We start from the raw sequence: 19,928 nt of genomic DNA, 5'->3' as shown, positions 1-19,928 counted from the left end.
CGGTTTTGGCAGATCAAATACCGGCTTTTAGAAAAAACTAGTACTTTATTTTACTATTTTTTTGGTTAATGAAGTTCCGTTTTCCAATTCAATCGTTACAAAATATATTCCGCCGGAAAGAGCATCTAGTTGATTGATTTCAATAGTATTTCCAGTGAACGTTTTTGAATAAAATTGTTTTCCGGTTACATCCACCAAAGTGGTTTTTACGTTTTGATAATCGCCACCTAATGCAATTGAAATGTGATTGTTGAATGGATTTGGATAGATTTTTAAGCTGGATTCCAATTCAAAGTCTGTTGTTGATAAAGCTTCACAAGCTGCTTGAACTACTGCATTTGATTGGCAACCAGTCGCATTGTTATTTAACAATGCATTGCTTGCATTTGAAATCAGAAAATTACAAATCCAAGGCACATTACAGGTTGTAAGTGAATTATTGTTTTCTACATTTATAGATGAAATACTTGCTATGTTGAGGTTGTTTAATGCTGAGATATCCGTTAGATTATTGTTAAAGGCAATAAAAACACCAAAATTGTTTATAAATGAAAGATTTTGTAATCCGTTTAACGATGTGAGTGCCGGACATCCAAAAATAGTTAGTGCCATGATGCTACCACTTGTATTTGCCGTTGTTAATGATGTTACACCAGTAAGCGATGCAATAGAGTTTAAATTAGTATTTGTTGAAATTGCTATGCTGTTTACTTGTGTCAAATTCCAATTAGGAAGCTGAGTAATTAATGTATTAAAAGATATATTTAGTACACCGTTTATTGCGGTAATATTTTCTAAACCGTTTAAACTTGATAATGCAGTATTATTTGTAATTCTTAGACTTCCATTTATTGTGGTTAAGTTAGATAGGCCAACTAACGAATTTATAAAAGTTCCCGAAATAGTTAAATCTCCATCAATAGTAGTGCAATTTGGATATAACGCTACAAAAGTGTCTACATCTAATTGACTGTTTAATGTTACATTTCCTGCCGGACAAGGGCTTGAACTACATGTAGTTTGAACTTGGGCAATATCAAAGCATCCATTTGCATTGGAATCTATAGAGACATTTGTAGTATTTAAAGCTAATCTTCCACAAACCCACGAAACACCACACGCACTTAAACTGGTATTCGATACAATTGTTAGGCCGTTAATTGAATTCACATTTAAACCATTAAGTGCAGAAATATCAATTAAACTATTATTGCCTGTTAAGCCTATATTCGCATTGTTTAACGTTGTTAAGTTTTGCAATCCATTAAGCGAAGTTAATGCTTGACAACTTGTTATTGAAAGTGCTGTTGGCAAACCAGAAGCAGGAGCACTTAAAGTTGTTATACCTGATAATGTTGTAATTGAAGATAACTGAGCATTATTAGACAAACTAATAGATCTTACTTGTGTTAAATTCCAGTTGGGTAATTGGGTTATTAACGCATTTGACCCAATTCCTAAGCTTCCTGTTATGGTTGTAATATTTTGTAAACCGTTTAAATTTGCTAATGCAGCATTATTAGTAATGGTTACATTTCCATTTATGTTTGTTATTCCTTCTAAACCATTTAAATTTACTAGTCCGGTATTAAATTGAATAATTAATCCACCAATTTGTCCATTAATAACAGATAAAGGTTGCAAAGAAGTAACCAATGGCAGTTGCGAAATTTGAACATCTAAACAGTTTGTTACGCTCGAAAAATTTATTCCATCAAGCGATGTAAGTAATGGATTTGCAAATATTCTAAAAGGAGTTGTACCATTACCATTTACAGCATTTGTAACAGAAGATAATGACGCAATTGATGTTAAGTTTGGATTGTTATCAATAGACAAACCTCGTAAAATGGTAGTTAAACTAGAAAGCTGACTCAAATTAGTAAGTGGCGTTCTTCTAATTAATAAATAACCTACTGATTGTACATTACTAAATCCGGATATATTTGTCGTGGCAAGGGTTGTACTTGTACTCAAAATAGATAAATTTCCCGTAACTGTGACTAAATTTGAAAAGCCCGTAATGCTCGTGATGTTTTGATTATCGGCAATTTGTAACGTATCACCAGTATTTACTAGTGCATTAAAACCACTCAAGGTTGTTAAATTGCTGTTGGATTGAATAGTTATATTCCCGGAAACTTGAGTTAAATTATTGAAGATATTTCCATTTGAAATCGTTGTATTTGAGATGGTAAGAGCTCCATTTACGGTAGTAATTTGATTTAAACCAGTAATATCTGTGATCGATGGACCACTTATTGTAAGATTACCGTCAATGGTCGTACAAGTAGGGTATTGGTTAACAAAACTATCTACTTCTGCTTGACTAGTTAATAGTACAGAACCTGATGGACAATCAAATTGTGGTGTTTGAAGATTGTATAAGCTTTGAACTTCAGAAGCAGTAATTGCTCTTGAAAAAACATACATTTCATCTATTTTTCCAGAATAGGCTTTTTGTGGCCAGTTGACATCACCACTATTGGTGCCGGCTCCAACAAGGAATTTATTGGTATATTGAAATGGAGCTTGTTCATTGCCTGTTAATGGAATATTTACAAAAAGAACATTGTTGATATATCCTTTTAAGTTGTTTGATGGAGCATTGTAAATATAAACAATATGATTCCATACGTCGGTATCTGCAAAGAAAAATTCTTGATCTGGATAAATTGCTGCACCACTCTGATAGTTGCCGGATGTTCTTGAAATTATAAAGCTGGGAACACGTCCGCGAACTACAATGCTTTCAAAGCCTTCTACATACGTTTTTAAACCATCTTGAACAAAGTCTGACTTCATCCAAAAACTAATGGTTACACTTTTATCCGATTGAGCAGCGAAATAATCAGCAAGTTGAGCGTCGTTTACGAGCGTATTTGAACCATTAAAATTCACGCAACTTCCCGAAATTCCATCTGCAGTATACGAGGGAACACCACCTGCATTAGTGTTTTGTGGAGTTAACCCATATAAATTGGAATTAATTTGGTTTGCTCCTGAATTTTCAAAATTGTAATAAGCCACTAAGTTGGCACTAGAAATTTGTCCAAAACAAAAATGAGAAATCAATCCCATTAGTAATAATAATTTTGTTTTCATAAGTATATAATTTAGATTTGAGAGGACAATATTACTTTCAATTCTTATCAGAAATTAATGCATTACTTGAAAACAGGTTTTATTTTCACGAAATAGCTATTTTATTCTACGAACTTTTTTATCACACCTTACAACCGTTAAAATTTTAATAAATACAAATCAATCAAGAGCAGATGTTGTTATTTTGTCTAAAAATTGATTTTGATGATTCGATTGTTGTTTTTTATTGCGTTTGTTTTATTTATTGAAGTTTATGCCTTTCAAGCCTTTAGAACCTTGTCTAAAATAAAATGGGTTCAGTATTCGTATGTGCTTTTGAGCGTACTCATTTTGGCGTTCATCATTTATTCTTTCACACAATTTGATCGTCGTGTTGGCCAAAATTCGCGCACACTTCTCACTTTTGGTTTAGTATTAATCGTCTATATTCCGAAAATTATTTTGACTTTAGTAATGTTTGGTGAAGATTTTTATAGAATAATTTCCGGCACGATTTCTCACTTTTTGGGAAATACAGAGCAAAGTTCTTTTCTTCCCGAAAGGAGAAAATTCGTCAGTCAGATTGCTCTAGGAGTCGCAGCTGTTCCTTTTTTGTCACTTTTGTATGGAATGACCAAAGGGAAATATAATTTTAAAGTCATCAAGCAAACACTTTTTTTTAATGACTTACCAGATAGTTTCGACGGAACAACCATCACACATATATCAGACATTCATTCCGGAAGTTTTGATGATTCCGAAAAAATTCAGTATGCAGTTGATTTGATTAATGAACAGAATTCAGATATGGTTTTGTTTACAGGCGATATTGTGAATACACACGCTACTGAAATGAATCCTTGGATTGATACGTTTAAAAAAATTCATAATCCAAAATTCGGAAAATTCTCTGTTTTAGGAAATCACGATTATGGCGAATACATTGATTGGCCAACGCAAAAGGAAAAAGAAGATAATTTTGAAGCCATTAAAGATATACATCGTCAAATTGATTTTAAATTATTGATGAATGAAAATGTGAAATTGAAAAACGGAACCGATGAAATTGCCGTTGTTGGTGTTGAAAATTGGGGTAAAAGTTTTAAAAAGGCAGGTGATTTAGTGAAAGCGTCAAACGGATTAAATCAAAAAGATTTTAAGATTTTGATGAGCCACGATCCAAGTCATTGGGAATATGAAGTGAAAAATCACGAACAAAATTTTCATTTGACGTTATCCGGTCATACACACGGATTGCAATTTGGAATAGAAATTCCAGGTTTTATCAAATGGAGTCCGGTGCAATACGTTTACAAGCAATGGGCAGGATTATATGAAAATTTAGGAAGATACGTTTATGTAAATCGCGGTTTTGGTTTCCACGCTTACCCGGGAAGAGTAGGAATTTGGCCTGAAATTACCGTAATCGAATTAAAAAAAGCAGAAAAAGTAGCGTAATTCGTAAAATATGCTACATTTGTACTTAATATGTTAAAAAATAGGTTTAAATTTAAATAAAATTTGTCCTTATGTCAAAGTTTGGTGAACTTATTAATGCTCAAGTTCCGGTGTTAATTGATTTTTACACTGAGTGGAACGAATCATCTGTAGCGATGCATCCTGTAATTAGAGATGTGGCGGCTGCATTGGGCGATAAAGCGAAAGTAATTAAGATAGACGTAGATAAAAATCAAGAATTGGCCGATGCTCTTCGTATTAAAGGTCTTCCTACCTTAATGATTTACAAAGAAGGTCAGATGGTGTGGAGACAGTCCGGTGAGTTGGATGCAAACACAATTATTGGTTTAGTTCAAGAACAAGTCTAGTTGATTATTTCACATTGATATCCGTTTTCGGATAAAAATTGAAGCGTTTTTGGGAGTACATATTCCAAATTCGGAAATGCTTTTATACTATCATGAAAGACAATTATACTTCCTGATTCCACATTTTTCACCACGTTTTCTAAACATTTTTCTTTCGTGATTGTTTGCTTATAATCGGCACTCAACACATCCCACATAATTATTTTATACCCTAATTTTCGCAATTTTCTGGATTGCAGAGGTTTTATTTTTCCGTAAGGCGGACGAAAAAGCTTGGATAGATTTTGGTTAATCGAATAATGCTGAATCATTCCCTCACATTTTTCAACTTCTTTTAAATAGGTTTTGTTTGGCGTATTCCATCCTTTCACGTGATTGAATGTATGGTTTCCAATAGCGTGACCATCCATAATTAATTGATTGAATAGTTCAGGATGTTTCTCAATATTATTTCCAATACAAAAAAAAGTAGCTTTAAAATCATACTTTTTTAGTTGTGCTAAAACCCATTCTGTGATTTCCGGAGTTGGACCATCATCAAAAGTTAGATATACTTTTTTTTCACTATTTGGAATATTCCAAATATAATTTGAAAAAATATTTTTAATAATCGGGTTCGTTTTAATCCAGAGTAAATCCATACTTAAAAGATAAAAAAAGAGCCAACTTAATGGCTCTGATTTTTATTCATTATCACGACCAAATCGCTCGAATCGTTTGTTATAGCTATTAAATATTTTTCTGTTTTTCTCATAAAAAACAGTGTCTTCTTTACTTTTTACAACTTGAATTAATGATCGATATCGCTCTAAATTTTTAACAATTTCATAGATGTTATCATTTTGTTCAGATGCTTTTTGGCTAACATAATAATTCAGGTTATCGTTGTATTTTTCAGCTAATTTAGCAATCAACTCTTGTGCTTTTTTGGTTTCACCAACATCATAATAACCAGCTACAAAAGGTTCTAATAACGTATAGAAACCGTATTTTTCTAAAGGTAATTTAGTCATGGCCAAATCGATAACTTTTTTGGCTTTTTCTGTTTTTCCTTCAGTAATTAATTGTTGCATTAATCGAGATAAGTTTAAACGATACGTGATGCTGTTTCTTCGGGTTTCAATGTCGTGATAAATATCACCGTCGCTATTGCCCCAATCCCATTTCATTACAATATCATACATTTTGTCGCTATCAATCATGCCCATTTCCATTTGACCGCTTTCTCTATTGTAAGGAGTCTTAATTGGAACCAATTTATAAACCAAACCATCTAATTGCAGGTATTGCTTCATCCATAGAAAATCTTCGTCACTATCGCTACCACCAGTAAAATAGATAGGTCTTTCCCAATTGTTATTCTGAAGAATATCAAACATAATGACACGTGCTTTATAAATAGCTCTGTCTTTGATGTCGATGTCCATAAAAGGAACGATGGAATCATAATATTTTTCAGAAACAACTTTATTTTTGATAACTGCTTCTTTGTCTATAGTATATCTTATTTTGTTGGTTGGGAAGAAATGTACGCTTTGTCCACTTTGCATTTCAAGCTTTGTGTTAGCATCATCACTTTTAATAAAATTGATAAAATCTTTTAATTCCCAACGATTTTGTGTCATTTCATTGTGTACGCAATAATCTAATTTGTCTCCAACATATAAACTTCTATCAAAAGAAATCGGCAATGGTTCAGAAGTATACGCTTTTGCTTTCATCTGATCAATATGCCAATCCGTCATGAAAAGTTGCGTGTTTACAACTCTAACATCTCTTCGAATCCCTTCAATTTCCTGAGCATACCAAAGCGGGAAGGTGTCATTATCGCCAATAGTAAACAAAATTGCATTCGGATCACACGATTCTAAATATCCTCTTGCATTGGCTAAAGCGGTATATTTTCCTGATCGATCATGATCATCCCAGTTTTGCGAAGCAAGTAAAACCGGAGCGGCTAAAAGTGAAGCAACAAAAACAATCGGAAAGACGATTTTTGGTTGCATCCATTTTCGTAATGTATCAAAAATAGCAAAAACGCCAATTCCTATCCAAATGGCAAATACATAAAATGAACCAACTAAGGCATAATCTCTTTCTCGTGGTTCAAAAGGTCTTTCGTTGAGGTAGATTTTTAATGCGATTCCTGTAAACAAGAATAATGCAAGCAGTACATAAAAACTTTTTAAGTCTTTTTTAGAATGATAAAGTAATCCGATGATGCCTAAAATAAAGGGCAAAAAGTAGTAAACATTTCTTCCTTTATTTGTTATCACATCTTCAGGGAGATTTTTTTGAGAGCCTAAAAAGATCTCATCAATAAAATCGATGCCGCTTAGCCAGTTGCCTTCGTTGTCATATTTTCCTTGAACGTCGCTTTGTCGTCCTACGAAATTCCACATCAAATAACGAACATACATATAGCCAAATTGGTACTCAAACATAAACCGGAAATTGTCTGAAGCTTTTGGCTTTTCTACAATTAGATAATTACCATACCCTTTTAAGAAAGAAATATAATCTTCGGTGTCCAGTCTTCCTGAGTTGTAGGCTTGTCGGAATTGCGAAACAATATCAACTAATTCTTTTTCATGAGCATATTCAGGATCAATTTTAAAATCTACTACATTGGTAAATTCCATGTAGTTTTGGGCATGCTCTTCACTCCACATTCTAGGCAAGAAGGTTTTGTGATTGCCATGATTGTTTTGTGTTGCATTGATATAATTGTTGGTAATAACATATTTCCCCGTTTTGTAATCACGTTCGTAATTAGGGGCTTTGTCTATAAAGGGTTTATCTGGATCTAACCCTGCAAACATATCTGTGAATTGTTTGCCATAAAACAATGCGTTTTGCGGATATTGTTCACGGTTATAATAAGCCAATACCTCACGGGCATCAGAAGGACGGTTTTCATTAATAACTACATTGGCATTAGCACGTATTGGCAACATCATCCAAGTTGAAAAACCAATCAATACAAAAAGAATACACAATAAAATAGTGTTGTATTGCGGAAGATTTTTGGTTCGGGTAAATTTCAATCCAAAATAGAAAAATGCTATTAAAAACAGCGTCATGAAAATTGTTCCGGAGTTAAACGGTAATCCGAAAGTGTTAACCATAAATACTTCTGTTTTTCCAAAAAGCGACATAGTTAATGGTAACAACATTTTAAAAATAAATAGCAAAATAGCGACTACAACAATGTTAGCTATGATGAAATTTTTAACGGTTACAGTTTTATAATTTTTAAAAAAGTATAACAATCCAATAGACGGAATTGCCAATAGTGCCATAAAGTGAACACCAAATGAAAGGCCAATAACCAAGCAAATGAGTAGTAGCCATTTATTTCCGCGAGGTGTGTGCATGTCTGTTTCCCATCGCAAACCAAGCCAAAATAATAAAGCAATTAACAAAGTTGCCATAGCATACACTTCTGCTTCCACAGCATTATACCAAAAACTATCGGTAAACGTAAAGGCTAACGCACCAATCAAAGAAGCACCTAAAATAGCAACTTCATCCATTTTAGTGATTTCTTTAAATCGAGTAACTATTTTTCTCAACAATAAAGTAGATGACCAATACATAAATAAAATAGTAAACGCACTCGAGAATACAGACATCATATTTACCATCAATGCCACTTTTGAATCATCTGGGGCAAACATAGCAAAAAACGCACCCATCATCTGGAATAGTGGAGCTCCTGGTGGGTGACCAACTTGTAGTTTTGCAGATGTGGAAATGTATTCGCCACAATCCCAAAAGCTTACGGTTGGTTCAACTGTTAATGAAAAAGTAAGTAAGGCAACGGCAAAAGCGAACCAGCCTAAAATTGTATTCCACTTATTAAAATTGAGTGTAGTCATCAGTGCTATTTATTGTTTATGCTTGAATCTAGCTACAAAGAAACTATTTTTTTGTGGAAACGGCTATGGCTTAACAAAATTTTGTTAATTAAGTTTAGTTGTAAGCATTTATATTTGAGGCTTAAATAGCTCGTTTTTAATATGATGTTGGTTTTTGAGAAAAAATTTCAGAGAAAAATCTTTTATTTATTTGCTTTAAATAAAAAATAGTATAAATTTGCACCCGCAATCAAGCGATTTTGGTCCATGGTGTAATGGTAACACAACTGTTTTTGGTGCAGTCTTTCAAGGTTCGAGTCCTTGTGGACCAACAGACAAACCCACTTTAACGAGTGGGTTTTTTGTTTTTATACCATAAAAAAATCCCGTCTTATCTAAATAAAACGGGATTCAGTATAAATATGTGGTAGATTATATTTTGAAAGTTAATACAGGTCTAATGGCATGATTTACCAAGTCTTCACTAATACTTCCATTAAAAAAGTGAGAAAGCCCTTTTCGTCCGTGTGTACACATTCCGATTAAATCTGCATTAATACTATTTGCAAAATTCAAAATTCCTTTTTCAACATTAGCATCATTAAAAATGTGTGTTGAATAACTGTTAATTTGAAATTGAGCAACAAATTTGTCCATAATTTCTTGTGCAACCAAAGTCGATTTAAAACTATTTGGTGTATTAATCATTACCAAGTTCAATTCTGCACCAAACTTATTAGCAACTTCAACCACTTTTGCAAAAGGGTTTTTAACTTCGTCTGTAAAATCAGAGGCAAAAACAAATTTCTTAATATTAAAATCAGGTATTTCTTTTTTAATAATTAAAACCGGAACTTCCGAATGACGAACAACTTTTTCAGCGTTAGATCCAATAAACATATCTTTAAATCCGCTAGCACCGTGCGAACCCATCACTATCAAATCTATGTCATTCTTTTTACTCAAGTTAATGATTCCGTCAAAAGCCAACTCAAACTGAATAATTTCAGATACTTTTAAACCTTCTAAGTAGGGTGCGTCCATCAAACTTTCCAATTTGTTAATAGCTGCATTCTTAAAGAACATAAGTTCGGGAATCGCGTGTGAACTATTTACGGCATCACCAGATTGAGAAGGCAATTCTAACATGTGAAGTAAAATGATTTCACCATCATGTTTTTTTGCGATTTGAGCCGCTACTTTTAGGGCATATTCTGCATGTTGAGAAAAATCGGTTGGAATTAAAATTTTTTTCATAAAAAAGTTTTGTAAAATAGATTGGTTTTTTTAGGTTGTTTTAAAACATAAAGGTACAAATTTTTTTATCATTTTACAATGAATTTTCAATTATAAAAAAAATCACTATATTTGCACCGTTATTTGATTAAAAAGTAAATAATGAGGCACGCATTGCGTGCCTCTTTTTATAAAAATATGATATTTAAAGATAAAGTTGTTGCCTTATTAAATCAGGGGTTAAGTGAAAAACCTTCTGTTTTTTTGATTGATTTAACCATCACAGATGCTATGAAAATCATAGTTACGTTAGATGGTGATCAAGGAGTTACGCTTCAAGATTGTATCGACATTAACAGGGCAATCGAGAATAATTTAGATCGTGAAGAGCAGGATTTTTCAATCGAAGTGGCTTCAGCCGGTGTTTCAACTCCGCTAAAATTAGTAAGACAATACAAAAAAAATATAGGAAGAACGCTAAAAGTTAAAACCGCAACAGATGTAATAGAAGCTGTTTTAGCCGATGCAAACGAAGAATTTATTACCTTGACTTGGACGGCGAGAGAGCCCAAAAAAATAGGTAAAGGAAAAGAAACGGTAGAAAAAAAGATTGAGCTACCTTATTCGGAAATTAAAGAAGCAATAGTGACAATAACATTTTAAAAATACAAGTAGTTTAGCATGGAAAATATAGCATTAATCGAATCATTTTCAGAGTTTAAAGACGATAAATTAATCGATCGTGTGACCCTCATGGCCATTTTAGAAGATGTTTTTAGAAATGCCTTGAAAAAGAAATATGGTTCAGATGACAATTTCGATATTATTATCAATCCTGATAAAGGAGATATGGAAATCTGGAGAAATCGTGTGGTGGTAGCCGATGGAGAAGTAGAAGATGAAAATTCTGAGATTTCATTGTCTGAAGCCAGAAAAATCGAGCCTGATTTTGAAGTAGGTGAAGATGTTTCAGAAGAAGTGAAATTAATCGATTTAGGAAGAAGAGCCATTTTAGCCCTTCGTCAAAACTTGATTTCTAAAATACATGAACACGATAGCACAAATCTTTACAAACAATTTAAAGATTTAATTGGTGAAATTTATACTGCCGAAGTACACCATGTTCGTCCAAGAGTTGTAATTTTGGTTGATGATGACGGAAACGAAATCGTATTGCCAAAAGAAAAACAAATTCCATCAGACTTTTTTCGTAAAGGAGATAATGTTCGTGGAATCATTGAAAACGTAGAATTAAAAGGAAATAAACCTCAAATTATTATGTCAAGAACTTCAGAAAAGTTTTTGGAAAAATTATTTGAACAAGAAATTCCTGAAATTTTCGACGGATTAATAATGATTAAAAAAGTGGTTCGTATTCCGGGTGAAAAAGCAAAAGTTGCAGTAGATTCGTATGATGACAGAATTGATCCGGTTGGAGCATGTGTTGGAATGAAAGGATCTAGAATTCACGGAATCGTTCGCGAATTAGGAAATGAAAATATTGATGTTATCAATTACACAAGTAACAATCAATTATTTATAACAAGAGCATTGAGCCCTGCAAAAGTTTCTTCAATCAAAATTGATGAAGAGAAAAAAAGAGCAGAAGTGTTTTTGAAATTAGAAGAAGTTTCAAAAGCAATCGGCCGTGGCGGACACAATATTAAATTGGCAGGCTTATTAACCGGATATGAATTAGATGTTATCCGTGAAGGAAATGTTGCCGAAGAAGAAGATGACGTTGAATTAACAGAGTTCTCTGATGAAATCGACGCATGGGTAATCGATGAGTTTGCAAAAATAGGTTTAGATACAGCAAGAAGCGTACTAAAACATACTATAGAAGATCTAGTCAGAAGAACAGACTTAGAAGAAGAAACTGTTCAAGATGTGATGAAAATTTTAAAATCAGAATTTGAAGCATAAACTTCACAAAAAAGAACACACACTAAAAAAAATATATGTCTGAAGAAAAGAACATAAGAATTAATAAAATTTTAAGGGAATTAAATATTTCTTTGGAGAGAGCTGTCGATTATTTAAAAGACAAAGGTGTTACTATTGAAGCTAGTCCAAACACAAAAATCTCTGAAAATGAATATTCAATTCTTTGTAATGAATTTGCCGGCGATAAGGGGAATAAAGAAGCTTCTAAAGAAGTGAGTGAAGAAAAACGTAAAGAAAAAGAAGCTCTCCGTGTTGAAAGAGAAAAGGAATTGGAATTGCAGAAAAAGCATGAAGAAGAACTTTTAAAACAACAACAGGAAGTTATAAAAGCCAAAGCAACTGTAACAGGACCAAAACAGGTTGGAAAAATTGACTTAGAGCCAAAAAAACAACCTACTCCAGAAGTTGAAAAAGTAGTTGAAGAAGTTAAGCCGGAACCAGTTCAAGAAGTAGTTAAAAAAGAAGAGCCTGTTCAAGAAAAACCTGTTGTTCAAGAGGAAAAACCAAAAGTTACTCCAGAAAAAGTTGAACCTAAACCAGTAGCTCAAAAAACGGAAGAGCCCAAAAAACCAGCTATAACACCAACTACGACTACTTCTGCTCAAGCTCCTGTTGCTACTCCAGCTCCAGGCGATGAAAAATTTGAGACACAGTATAAAAAGTTATCAGGAACAACAACTACCGGACAAAAAATTGATTTGTCTCAATTTGATAAACCAAAAAAGAAAAAGGAAGAACCAAAAATTCAACCTCGTTCGGCTACGCAACAAGCGGCGGGAAATTCGGATGCTAATAAAAATAAAAGAAAAAGAATTATACCAAAGCCGGGAACAGGTGGTCAAAGTACAGGAAATACTCAAGGAGGTCCGCCTCGCCAAGGTCAAGCAATCAGACCTGGATTTAATAAAAGTGCTCGTCCGGCAATTGTTGCCAAAGTAGAGCCAACCGAAGAAGAAGTACAAAAACAAATTCGTGAAACCTTAGAAAAACTTCAAGGTAAAGGAAATAAAAGCAAAGCGGCAAAATACCGTAGAGATAAAAGAGATTCGCACCGTCAACGTTCGGATGATGAATTAAAAGCAATCGAAGAAGGAAGCAAAACAATCAAAGTAACCGAATTTGTTACCGTTGGTGAAATTGCAACCATGATGGATGTGCCAATTACCAAAGTAATCGGAACATGTATGTCGTTAGGAATCATGGTAACCATGAACCAACGTTTGGATGCTGAAACTTTATCTATTGTGGCAGATGAATTTGGCTATGAAGTAGAATTCATTACAACAGATATCGAAGATGCAATTGAGGTAGTAGAAGACAAACAGGAAGATTTGGTGCACAGAGCTCCAATTGTTACTGTGATGGGTCACGTTGATCACGGTAAAACATCGTTGCTGGATTATATCCGTAAAGCCAACGTAATTGCCGGTGAGTCCGGAGGTATTACACAGCACATCGGAGCCTACGGAGTAACGTTGGAAAATGGTCAAAAAATCGCATTCCTTGATACACCGGGTCACGAAGCGTTTACCGCAATGCGTGCTCGTGGTGCTCAATTAACAGATATTGCGATTATCGTAATTGCTGCTGATGATGACATCATGCCACAAACCAAAGAAGCCATTAGTCACGCTCAAGCGGCGAATGTTCCTATGATTTTTGCGATTAACAAGGTGGATAAACCAAATGCTAATCCTGAAAAAATCAAAGAAAAATTAGCCGGAATGAACTTATTGGTAGAAGATTGGGGTGGAAAAATTCAATCGCACGACATTTCTGCTAAAATGGGAATTGGTGTGAAAGAATTACTTGAAAAAGTTTTATTAGAAGCTGAACTTTTAGATTTAAAAGCTAATCCAAACAAACCAGCTGTTGGTACTGTTGTTGAAGCCTATTTAGATAAAGGAAAAGGATATATTTCAACCGTATTGATTCAGGCCGGAACAGTTAGAATTGGAGATTACGTGTTGGCAGGTAAAAATCATGGTAAAGTGAAAGCGATGCATGATGAACGTGGCAATAGTATCAAAGAAGCCGGACCTTCAACACCAATTTCTATTTTAGGATTGGATGGAGCTCCAACTGCCGGAGATAAATTCAATATGTTTGAAGATGAACGTGAAGCAAAACAAATTGCTGCAAAACGTTCACAATTGATGCGTGAGCAATCCGTTAGAACTCAAAAACACATTACGTTGGCCGAGATTGGAAGACGTATTGCATTAGGTCAATTTAAAGAATTGAATATTATCTTGAAAGGTGACGTGGATGGATCGGTAGAAGCACTTTCTGACTCGTTCTCTAAATTGTCAACCGAAGAAATTCAAATCAAAATTATTCATAAAGGTGTTGGTGCCATTACCGAATCAGATGTATTGTTGGCTTCGGCTTCCGATGCAATTATTATCGGATTTAATGTTCGTCCTGCCGGAAATGCTAAACAATTGGCTGACAAAGAAGAAATTGATATTAAAACATACTCAATTATCTACGATGCAATTGATGATTTAAAAGATGCAATGGAAGGAATGTTGTCTCCGGAATTAAAAGAAGAAATTTCAGGAACAGCAGAAATCCGTGAAACATTCAAAATTTCGAAAATTGGAACAATCGCAGGTTGTATGGTTATTGATGGAAAAATCATCAGAAGCTCTAAAATCAGATTAATTAGAGAAGGTGTTGTAATTTACACTGGTGAACTGGTTGCTCTTAAACGTTTCAAAGACGACGTAAAAGAAGTTTCGAAAGGATATGATTGTGGTATGCAAATTAAAGGCTACAACGACATTGAAGTAGGCGATTTAATCGAATCCTTCAGCCAAGTAGAAGTTAAGAAAAAGCTGAAATAAGAAGCATAAAAAAATCCCGAGCAATCGGGATTTTTTGTTTCTATAAGATTGTGAAATTTACTTATTTGGTTTAATCAAAAAAGCATTCGGATATTTAGCTTTTAATTCCTTCAAATTTCTCTCTGCTTCAATTCTGGTTTTGTAGTTTCCAACCCAAACTTTATAAACCGGCGTGTGAAAAACAATTGTAGCATCAAAATCTTTATTCTCTCTTTTAAAAGTAATAAGCTCTTTTCTTGAGTTTTCATTATTTCCGGTAAAAATTTGAATTTTCCAACGGTCATTCACCGTCAATGAAGCGTTTACTCGTCTTTTTTCATTTAACAATTGTTCGAATTTTGCATCTTGTTCAACAGTTGTAGTTTGTGCGAAAACTTCATTATTTGTAAATAATAAAACAAGTAAAATAAGGGAGTAAAACAGTTTTTTTCTTTCTTTTGATAACATAATGAATTGATTTTAATGCAAATGTAATGGTTATGAAATAAAACAAAACAATAAATATTATTTAGAATAAATATAAATTACTATTTAAGGGTATTTTAAGGTTTTGAGAATAGTTCATAAGTCGTATTTTTGTCGGAGTTTAAAATAAAATGTACGTTTTATTGTGAACTATAGAAAAAATCATACCAAAAAATTAGTCGACAAATTATATTCTAATATATGAAAAAGGTGGGTTACCCTAATTCGATTTCAAGAGTTCTACTGTTTAGTTTAGCATTTATGCTAACTTTTTCTATTCAAATTTTTGCTCAAGATGCAGCCACTCCGGCTCCAGCTGCTGATGCAACCGCTGCTGCACCTGCACCGGCTACTGCTTCAGGAGATCCTGTTGCGGGAAAAGCATTGTTTAATGCTCAATGTGCGGCTTGTCATAAATTGGATTCTAAAAGCACCGGTCCTGCTTTACGTGGGGTGGGTGATAAATATGAAAAAGAATGGTTGTATAAATGGATTCGTAACAGTGCCGATTTAATCAAATCGGGAGACGACAGAGCAAACAAAATCTTTAATGAGTACAACAAGTCTCCAATGACTGCGTTTCCTCAGTTGTCTGATGCAGATATTGATAATATTGTTGCTTATACGATGGAGCCAGTTGCGACGATGCCTCCACCTCCACCGCTTCCGGAAGGAGCTGTTGATCAAACAGGTGGAATTTCTAACGAAGTAATCCTTGGTGCTCTAGCATTAGTATTAGCTATGTTGGTAGTAATGCTTTTCTTGGTAAACAATGTGTTATCCAAAATTGCAAAAGCAAACGGAATTGAAGTAGCTCAAAAAGAAAAAACATTGCCAATTTGGAAAGCATTTGCTAAAAATCAATTCTTGGTTTTAGTAACCGTTATTTTCCTTTTATTGTCTAGTGCTTATTTTGTTTACGGATGGTTTATGCAAATTGGTGTAGATCAAGGTTACGAGCCAATTCAGCCAATTCATTATTCACACAGAATTCATGCGGGAGACAATGGTATTGATTGTAAATATTGTCACTCGTCTGCCAGAGAAAGTAAGCATTCAGGAATTCCTTCTTTAAATGTTTGTATGAACTGTCATAAAAATGTTTCAGAAGTTGCAGAAACAACTGCTACGCCAGAATACAGCAAAGCATTCTACGATGGAGAGATTCAAAAATTGTATGATGCTGTTGGATGGGACAAAGCAGAACAAAAATATACCGGAAAAACACAACCTGTTAAATGGGTTCGTATTCATAACTTACCAGATTTAGTTTATTTCAATCATGCACAACACGTTACTGTAGCTGGAATTGAGTGTCAAACTTGTCACGGTCCGGTAGAAGAAATGGAAATCATGAAACAACATTCTCCATTAACCATGGGATGGTGTATCAATTGTCACAGAGAAACCGATGTGAAATTGAAAGACAATGATTACTACAAAAAAATTCACGAAGAACTTTCTAAAAAATATGGTGTAGAGAAATTAACTGCTGCACAAATGGGAGGTTTAGAATGTGGAAAATGTCACTATTAATTAATTTATTAAGAAGCTAATATATATACAGTATGTCATCAAACAAAAAATACTGGAAAAGTGTTGAAGAGCTAAGCGATAACAGTTCTATTGTTGAGACGTTAAGAGACAATGAATTCGTGGAGCCAATTCCAACGGATGAGTTTTTGGGAGATAAAGACAGTTTGTCTAACTCTTCTACTTCAAGACGTGATTTCTTAAAATACGTTGGTTTTAGTACAGCTGCCGCTTCATTGGCTGCCTGCGAAGGACCAGTGATCAAATCTATTCCTTATGTGGTGCAACCGGAACAAATTATTCCCGGTATTGCAGATTATTACGCTACAACAATGTTCGACGGTTTCGATTTTGCTAACATTTTAGTAAAAACTCGCGAAGGTCGTCCTATCAAAATAGAAAACAATACGATCGAAGGTGCTTCTTTTAGTGCCAACGCTCGTGTTCATGCTTCGGTTTTGTCTATGTATGACAACATGCGTTTAAAGCAGCCTAAGCTAAATAAAAAAGACACCTCTTGGTCAGAAGTTGATGCAAAAGTAAAAGCTAGTTTAGCCGATGCAAAAGCAACAGGTGCTCAAGTAGTTCTTTTAACCGGAACATTAGCAAGTCCTTCTACCGATAAATTAGTTGCGGAATTTATAGCAAACAATCCAACAGCAAAACATGTAATTTATGATGCTGTTTCTTCTTCAGAAGCGTTAGATGCTTTTGAAGCAGTGTATGGAGAAAGAGCTTTAGCAGAATATGATTTTTCAAAAGCATCAACCATTGTTTCCGTTGGAGCAGATTTCTTAGGAGATTGGCAAGGTGGTGGTTTCGATAAAGGATATGCTCAAGGAAGAGTTCCAAAACAAGGAAAAATGTCAAAACATATTCAATTAGAAGCGAATATGACATTATCCGGTGCTGCAGCAGACAAAAGAATTCCAATGTCAACGGCAGAACAAAAATTAGCTTTAGTTAAAATTTTCAGTATTGTTACAGGAACTTCTGTGAATGTTGGGAAATTAGCAAACGAAGCTGAAATAACAAAAATTGCAGAACAATTAAATCAATCGGGTTCTAAAGGAGTTTTAGTTTCCGGTATCGATGATAAAAATGCTCAGTTATTAGTATTAGCAATCAATGCTAAATTAAGCAGCGAAGCATTCAATCCAAATCAAACACGTCAAATCAGAAAAGGTTCTAACCAAGCAGTAGCTCAGTTGGTAGCCGATTTGAATGGTGGAAAAGTACACACACTTATTATGAGTGGTGTAAATCCGGTTTATACGTTAGCAGATGGTAAAACATTTGCTGATGGTTTGAAAAAAGCTAAACTTTCAGTAGCTATTTCATTAAAAGAGGATGAAACTGCTTCTTTAACAACCATCGCTGCTCCTGCACCTCATTATTTGGAGAGTTGGGGTGATGTTGAAATTATCAAAGGAACTTTCGGATTAACTCAACCAACAATTCGTCCGTTGTTTAATTCTCGTCAGTTACAAGATAATTTATTGGTTTGGAACGGAAGTGATAAAACCTATTATGATTTCTTAAAAGAATCATGGGCTGGAATTTTAGTTGGAAAAACATGGAGTCAAGCAGTTCACGACGGAATTTTTGTTTCGGCTACAGCTTCCTCCAATAGTGCCGGTGGTGCTGATTTTTCAACAGCAGCTTCAGCTTTAGCTCAAGCAAAATCAAGTCCATTCGAATTAAATTTATATACCAAAACCGGAATGGGAGACGGGCAACAAGCCAACAACCCATGGTTACAAGAATTCCCGGATCCAATTACAAGAGTTTCTTGGGATAACTATTTAACTGTTTCTAAAGCAGATGCAGAAAAATTAGGGATAGAAAATGAAATAGTTGCTAATGGCGCTCTTAACGGAAGCTATGTAACGATAACAGTAGGAAACACAAAACTTGAAAAAGTTCCGGTAATCATTCAACCGGGTCAAGCCAAAGGAACTGTTGGTTTAGCATTTGGTTATGGAAAAAAAGAGGCTTTAAAAGAAGCAATGCAAGTTGGTGTGAATGCTTATTCTTTATACAAAGGATTTATTGCAACGCAGCCGGTAACTATTGCTTTAGAAAGCGGAGCACATGAATTTGCTTCAGTTCAATCACAAAAAACCTTAATGGGTCGTGGTGATATTGTTAAAGAAACTACGTTAACGATTTTCAATACAGAAAAAGATGCAAAAAAATGGAATCCACCACCAATGGTTTCTATGGATCACAAACCTATTGAAGCTACAAAAGTAGATTTATGGGATAGTTTTGACAGATCAGTTGGGCATCATTTCAACTTATCAATCGATTTGAACTCTTGTACCGGATGTGGTGCATGTGTAATCGCTTGTCATGCAGAAAATAACGTTCCTGTAGTAGGAAAATCAGAAGTAAGAAGAAGTAGAGATATGCATTGGTTGCGTATCGACAGATATTATTCTTCGGAAGAAACGTTTGCCGGAGATGTGAAGCGAAAAGATGAATTCGACGGATTATTCGGAGAAAAAGGTTCATTAGGTGGATTTGGAGAAATGGAAAGTCCTGCAGAAAATCCACAAGTCGTATTTCAACCGGTAATGTGTCAACACTGTAACCATGCACCATGTGAAACAGTTTGTCCTGTGGCAGCAACATCACACAGTCGTCAAGGTCAAAACCACATGGCATACAACAGATGTGTGGGAACTCGTTACTGTGCAAACAACTGTCCGTATAAAGTACGTCGTTTCAACTGGTTCTTATACAACAAAAATAACGAATTCGATTTCCATATGAATGACGATTTAGGTCGTATGGTATTGAATCCGGATGTAAATGTTCGTTCAAGAGGTGTAATGGAAAAATGTTCTATGTGTATCCAAATGACGCAAGCTACTATCTTAAAAGCTAAGAAAGAAGGTCGTCCGGTAAGCAAAGACGAATTCCAAACCGCTTGTTCAAGTGCTTGTTCTACCGGTTCAATGATGTTTGGTGATGTAAATGATAAAGAAAGTGAAGTGGCCAAATTAGTCGAAGATGATAGAATGTATCATTTATTGGAACACGTTGGAACAAAACCAAATGTATTCTATCATGTTAAAGTTAGAAATACGTAGTTAAAATTTAATTAATAAGAAATACTATAA

12 protein-coding genes and 1 tRNA gene are annotated in these 19,928 nt (G+C 34.4%); 8 read left to right on the top strand and 5 right to left on the bottom strand.

Annotated elements, in window-relative coordinates:
• Positions 1-45 precede the first annotated feature (45 nt).
• A complete protein-coding gene (locus M0M57_RS04765) occupies positions 46-3,105 on the bottom strand; it encodes a LamG-like jellyroll fold domain-containing protein (RefSeq protein ID WP_248435868.1) in 3,060 nt (1,019 codons plus the stop codon).
• A 201-nt stretch (positions 3,106-3,306) separates the two neighbouring features.
• Between M0M57_RS04765 and M0M57_RS04760 the strand changes: the two genes are divergently transcribed.
• Positions 3,307-4,542, top strand: coding sequence for a metallophosphoesterase (locus M0M57_RS04760; protein ID WP_407647482.1), 1,236 nt, complete (start codon positions 3,307-3,309; stop codon positions 4,540-4,542).
• A gap of 71 nt (positions 4,543-4,613) precedes the next feature.
• Positions 4,614-4,910, top strand: a complete 297-nt coding sequence (locus M0M57_RS04755) for a thioredoxin family protein (protein ID WP_248435864.1) — start codon at positions 4,614-4,616, stop codon at positions 4,908-4,910.
• Here M0M57_RS04755 and M0M57_RS04750 read toward each other — a convergent pair.
• The gene (locus tag M0M57_RS04750; protein ID WP_248435862.1) at positions 4,907-5,551 is read right to left on the bottom strand and encodes a polysaccharide deacetylase family protein; all 645 of its coding nucleotides are present in this window, start codon (positions 5,549-5,551) and stop codon (positions 4,907-4,909) included. The two genes, M0M57_RS04755 and M0M57_RS04750, sit on opposite strands and share 4 nt — an antisense overlap.
• Positions 5,552-5,593: 42 nt before the next feature.
• On the bottom strand, positions 5,594-8,791 hold the full coding sequence (locus tag M0M57_RS04745; RefSeq protein WP_248435860.1) for a DUF2723 domain-containing protein: 3,198 nt from the start codon (positions 8,789-8,791) through the stop codon (positions 5,594-5,596).
• Positions 8,792-9,031: 240 nt separating this feature from the next.
• Between M0M57_RS04745 and M0M57_RS04740 the strand changes: the two genes are divergently transcribed.
• Positions 9,032-9,102: transfer RNA gene (locus M0M57_RS04740), tRNA-Gln, on the top strand.
• 100 nt (positions 9,103-9,202) lie between these two features.
• On the opposite strand, the gene M0M57_RS04735 is transcribed toward M0M57_RS04740, so the two are convergent.
• Complete coding sequence (locus M0M57_RS04735) at positions 9,203-10,027, bottom strand: universal stress protein (RefSeq protein WP_248435858.1); 825 nt, start codon at positions 10,025-10,027, stop codon at positions 9,203-9,205.
• A gap of 177 nt (positions 10,028-10,204) precedes the next feature.
• Between M0M57_RS04735 and rimP the strand changes: the two genes are divergently transcribed.
• The 3 genes from rimP to infB are packed head-to-tail and all read left to right on the top strand — an operon-like array spanning position 10,205 to position 14,802.
• Complete coding sequence (gene rimP / locus M0M57_RS04730; RefSeq protein ID WP_248435856.1) at positions 10,205-10,669, top strand: ribosome assembly cofactor RimP; 465 nt, start codon at positions 10,205-10,207, stop codon at positions 10,667-10,669.
• A gap of 18 nt (positions 10,670-10,687) precedes the next feature.
• Entirely contained in the window at positions 10,688-11,932 is a 1,245-nt protein-coding gene (nusA, locus tag M0M57_RS04725; RefSeq protein WP_248435854.1) for a transcription termination factor NusA, read from the top strand.
• A gap of 35 nt (positions 11,933-11,967) precedes the next feature.
• On the top strand, positions 11,968-14,802 hold the full coding sequence (gene infB, locus M0M57_RS04720) for a translation initiation factor IF-2 (protein ID WP_248435852.1): 2,835 nt from the start codon (positions 11,968-11,970) through the stop codon (positions 14,800-14,802).
• 57 nt (positions 14,803-14,859) lie between these two features.
• Here infB and M0M57_RS04715 read toward each other — a convergent pair whose 3' ends face one another.
• Complete coding sequence (locus M0M57_RS04715) at positions 14,860-15,249, bottom strand: SPOR domain-containing protein (RefSeq protein WP_248435850.1); 390 nt, start codon at positions 15,247-15,249, stop codon at positions 14,860-14,862.
• A gap of 219 nt (positions 15,250-15,468) precedes the next feature.
• Here M0M57_RS04715 and M0M57_RS04710 point away from each other — a divergent pair, with 219 nt between their 5' ends.
• Both M0M57_RS04710 and M0M57_RS04705 read left to right on the top strand, forming a co-directional pair.
• Entirely contained in the window at positions 15,469-16,803 is a 1,335-nt protein-coding gene (locus M0M57_RS04710) for a c-type cytochrome (protein WP_248435848.1), read from the top strand.
• Between the two features lie 32 nt (positions 16,804-16,835).
• Positions 16,836-19,898, top strand: coding sequence for a TAT-variant-translocated molybdopterin oxidoreductase (locus tag M0M57_RS04705; protein WP_248435847.1), 3,063 nt, complete (start codon positions 16,836-16,838; stop codon positions 19,896-19,898).
• Positions 19,899-19,928: the final 30 nt, after the last annotated feature.

Source organism: Flavobacterium azooxidireducens, from assembly GCF_023195775.1.
In the GTDB taxonomy this organism is placed as follows: domain Bacteria; phylum Bacteroidota; class Bacteroidia; order Flavobacteriales; family Flavobacteriaceae; genus Flavobacterium; species Flavobacterium azooxidireducens.
This window is presented reverse-complemented; position numbering and strand designations above follow the sequence as displayed.

What these genes read in the sequence shown, in the direction of transcription:
- M0M57_RS04765 (WP_248435868.1), bottom strand. Translation starts at nt 3,105, where the DNA reads ATGAAAACAAAATTATTATTACTAATGGGATTGATTTCTCATTTTTGT.
- M0M57_RS04755 (WP_248435864.1), top strand. Translation starts at nt 4,614, where the DNA reads ATGTCAAAGTTTGGTGAACTTATTAATGCTCAAGTTCCGGTGTTAATT.
- M0M57_RS04750 (WP_248435862.1), bottom strand. Translation starts at nt 5,551, where the DNA reads ATGGATTTACTCTGGATTAAAACGAACCCGATTATTAAAAATATTTTT.
- M0M57_RS04745 (WP_248435860.1), bottom strand. Translation starts at nt 8,791, where the DNA reads ATGACTACACTCAATTTTAATAAGTGGAATACAATTTTAGGCTGGTTC.
- M0M57_RS04735 (WP_248435858.1), bottom strand. Translation starts at nt 10,027, where the DNA reads ATGAAAAAAATTTTAATTCCAACCGATTTTTCTCAACATGCAGAATAT.
- rimP (WP_248435856.1), top strand. Translation starts at nt 10,205, where the DNA reads ATGATATTTAAAGATAAAGTTGTTGCCTTATTAAATCAGGGGTTAAGT.
- nusA (WP_248435854.1), top strand. Translation starts at nt 10,688, where the DNA reads ATGGAAAATATAGCATTAATCGAATCATTTTCAGAGTTTAAAGACGAT.
- infB (WP_248435852.1), top strand. Translation starts at nt 11,968, where the DNA reads ATGTCTGAAGAAAAGAACATAAGAATTAATAAAATTTTAAGGGAATTA.
- M0M57_RS04715 (WP_248435850.1), bottom strand. Translation starts at nt 15,249, where the DNA reads ATGTTATCAAAAGAAAGAAAAAAACTGTTTTACTCCCTTATTTTACTT.
- M0M57_RS04710 (WP_248435848.1), top strand. Translation starts at nt 15,469, where the DNA reads ATGAAAAAGGTGGGTTACCCTAATTCGATTTCAAGAGTTCTACTGTTT.
- M0M57_RS04705 (WP_248435847.1), top strand. Translation starts at nt 16,836, where the DNA reads ATGTCATCAAACAAAAAATACTGGAAAAGTGTTGAAGAGCTAAGCGAT.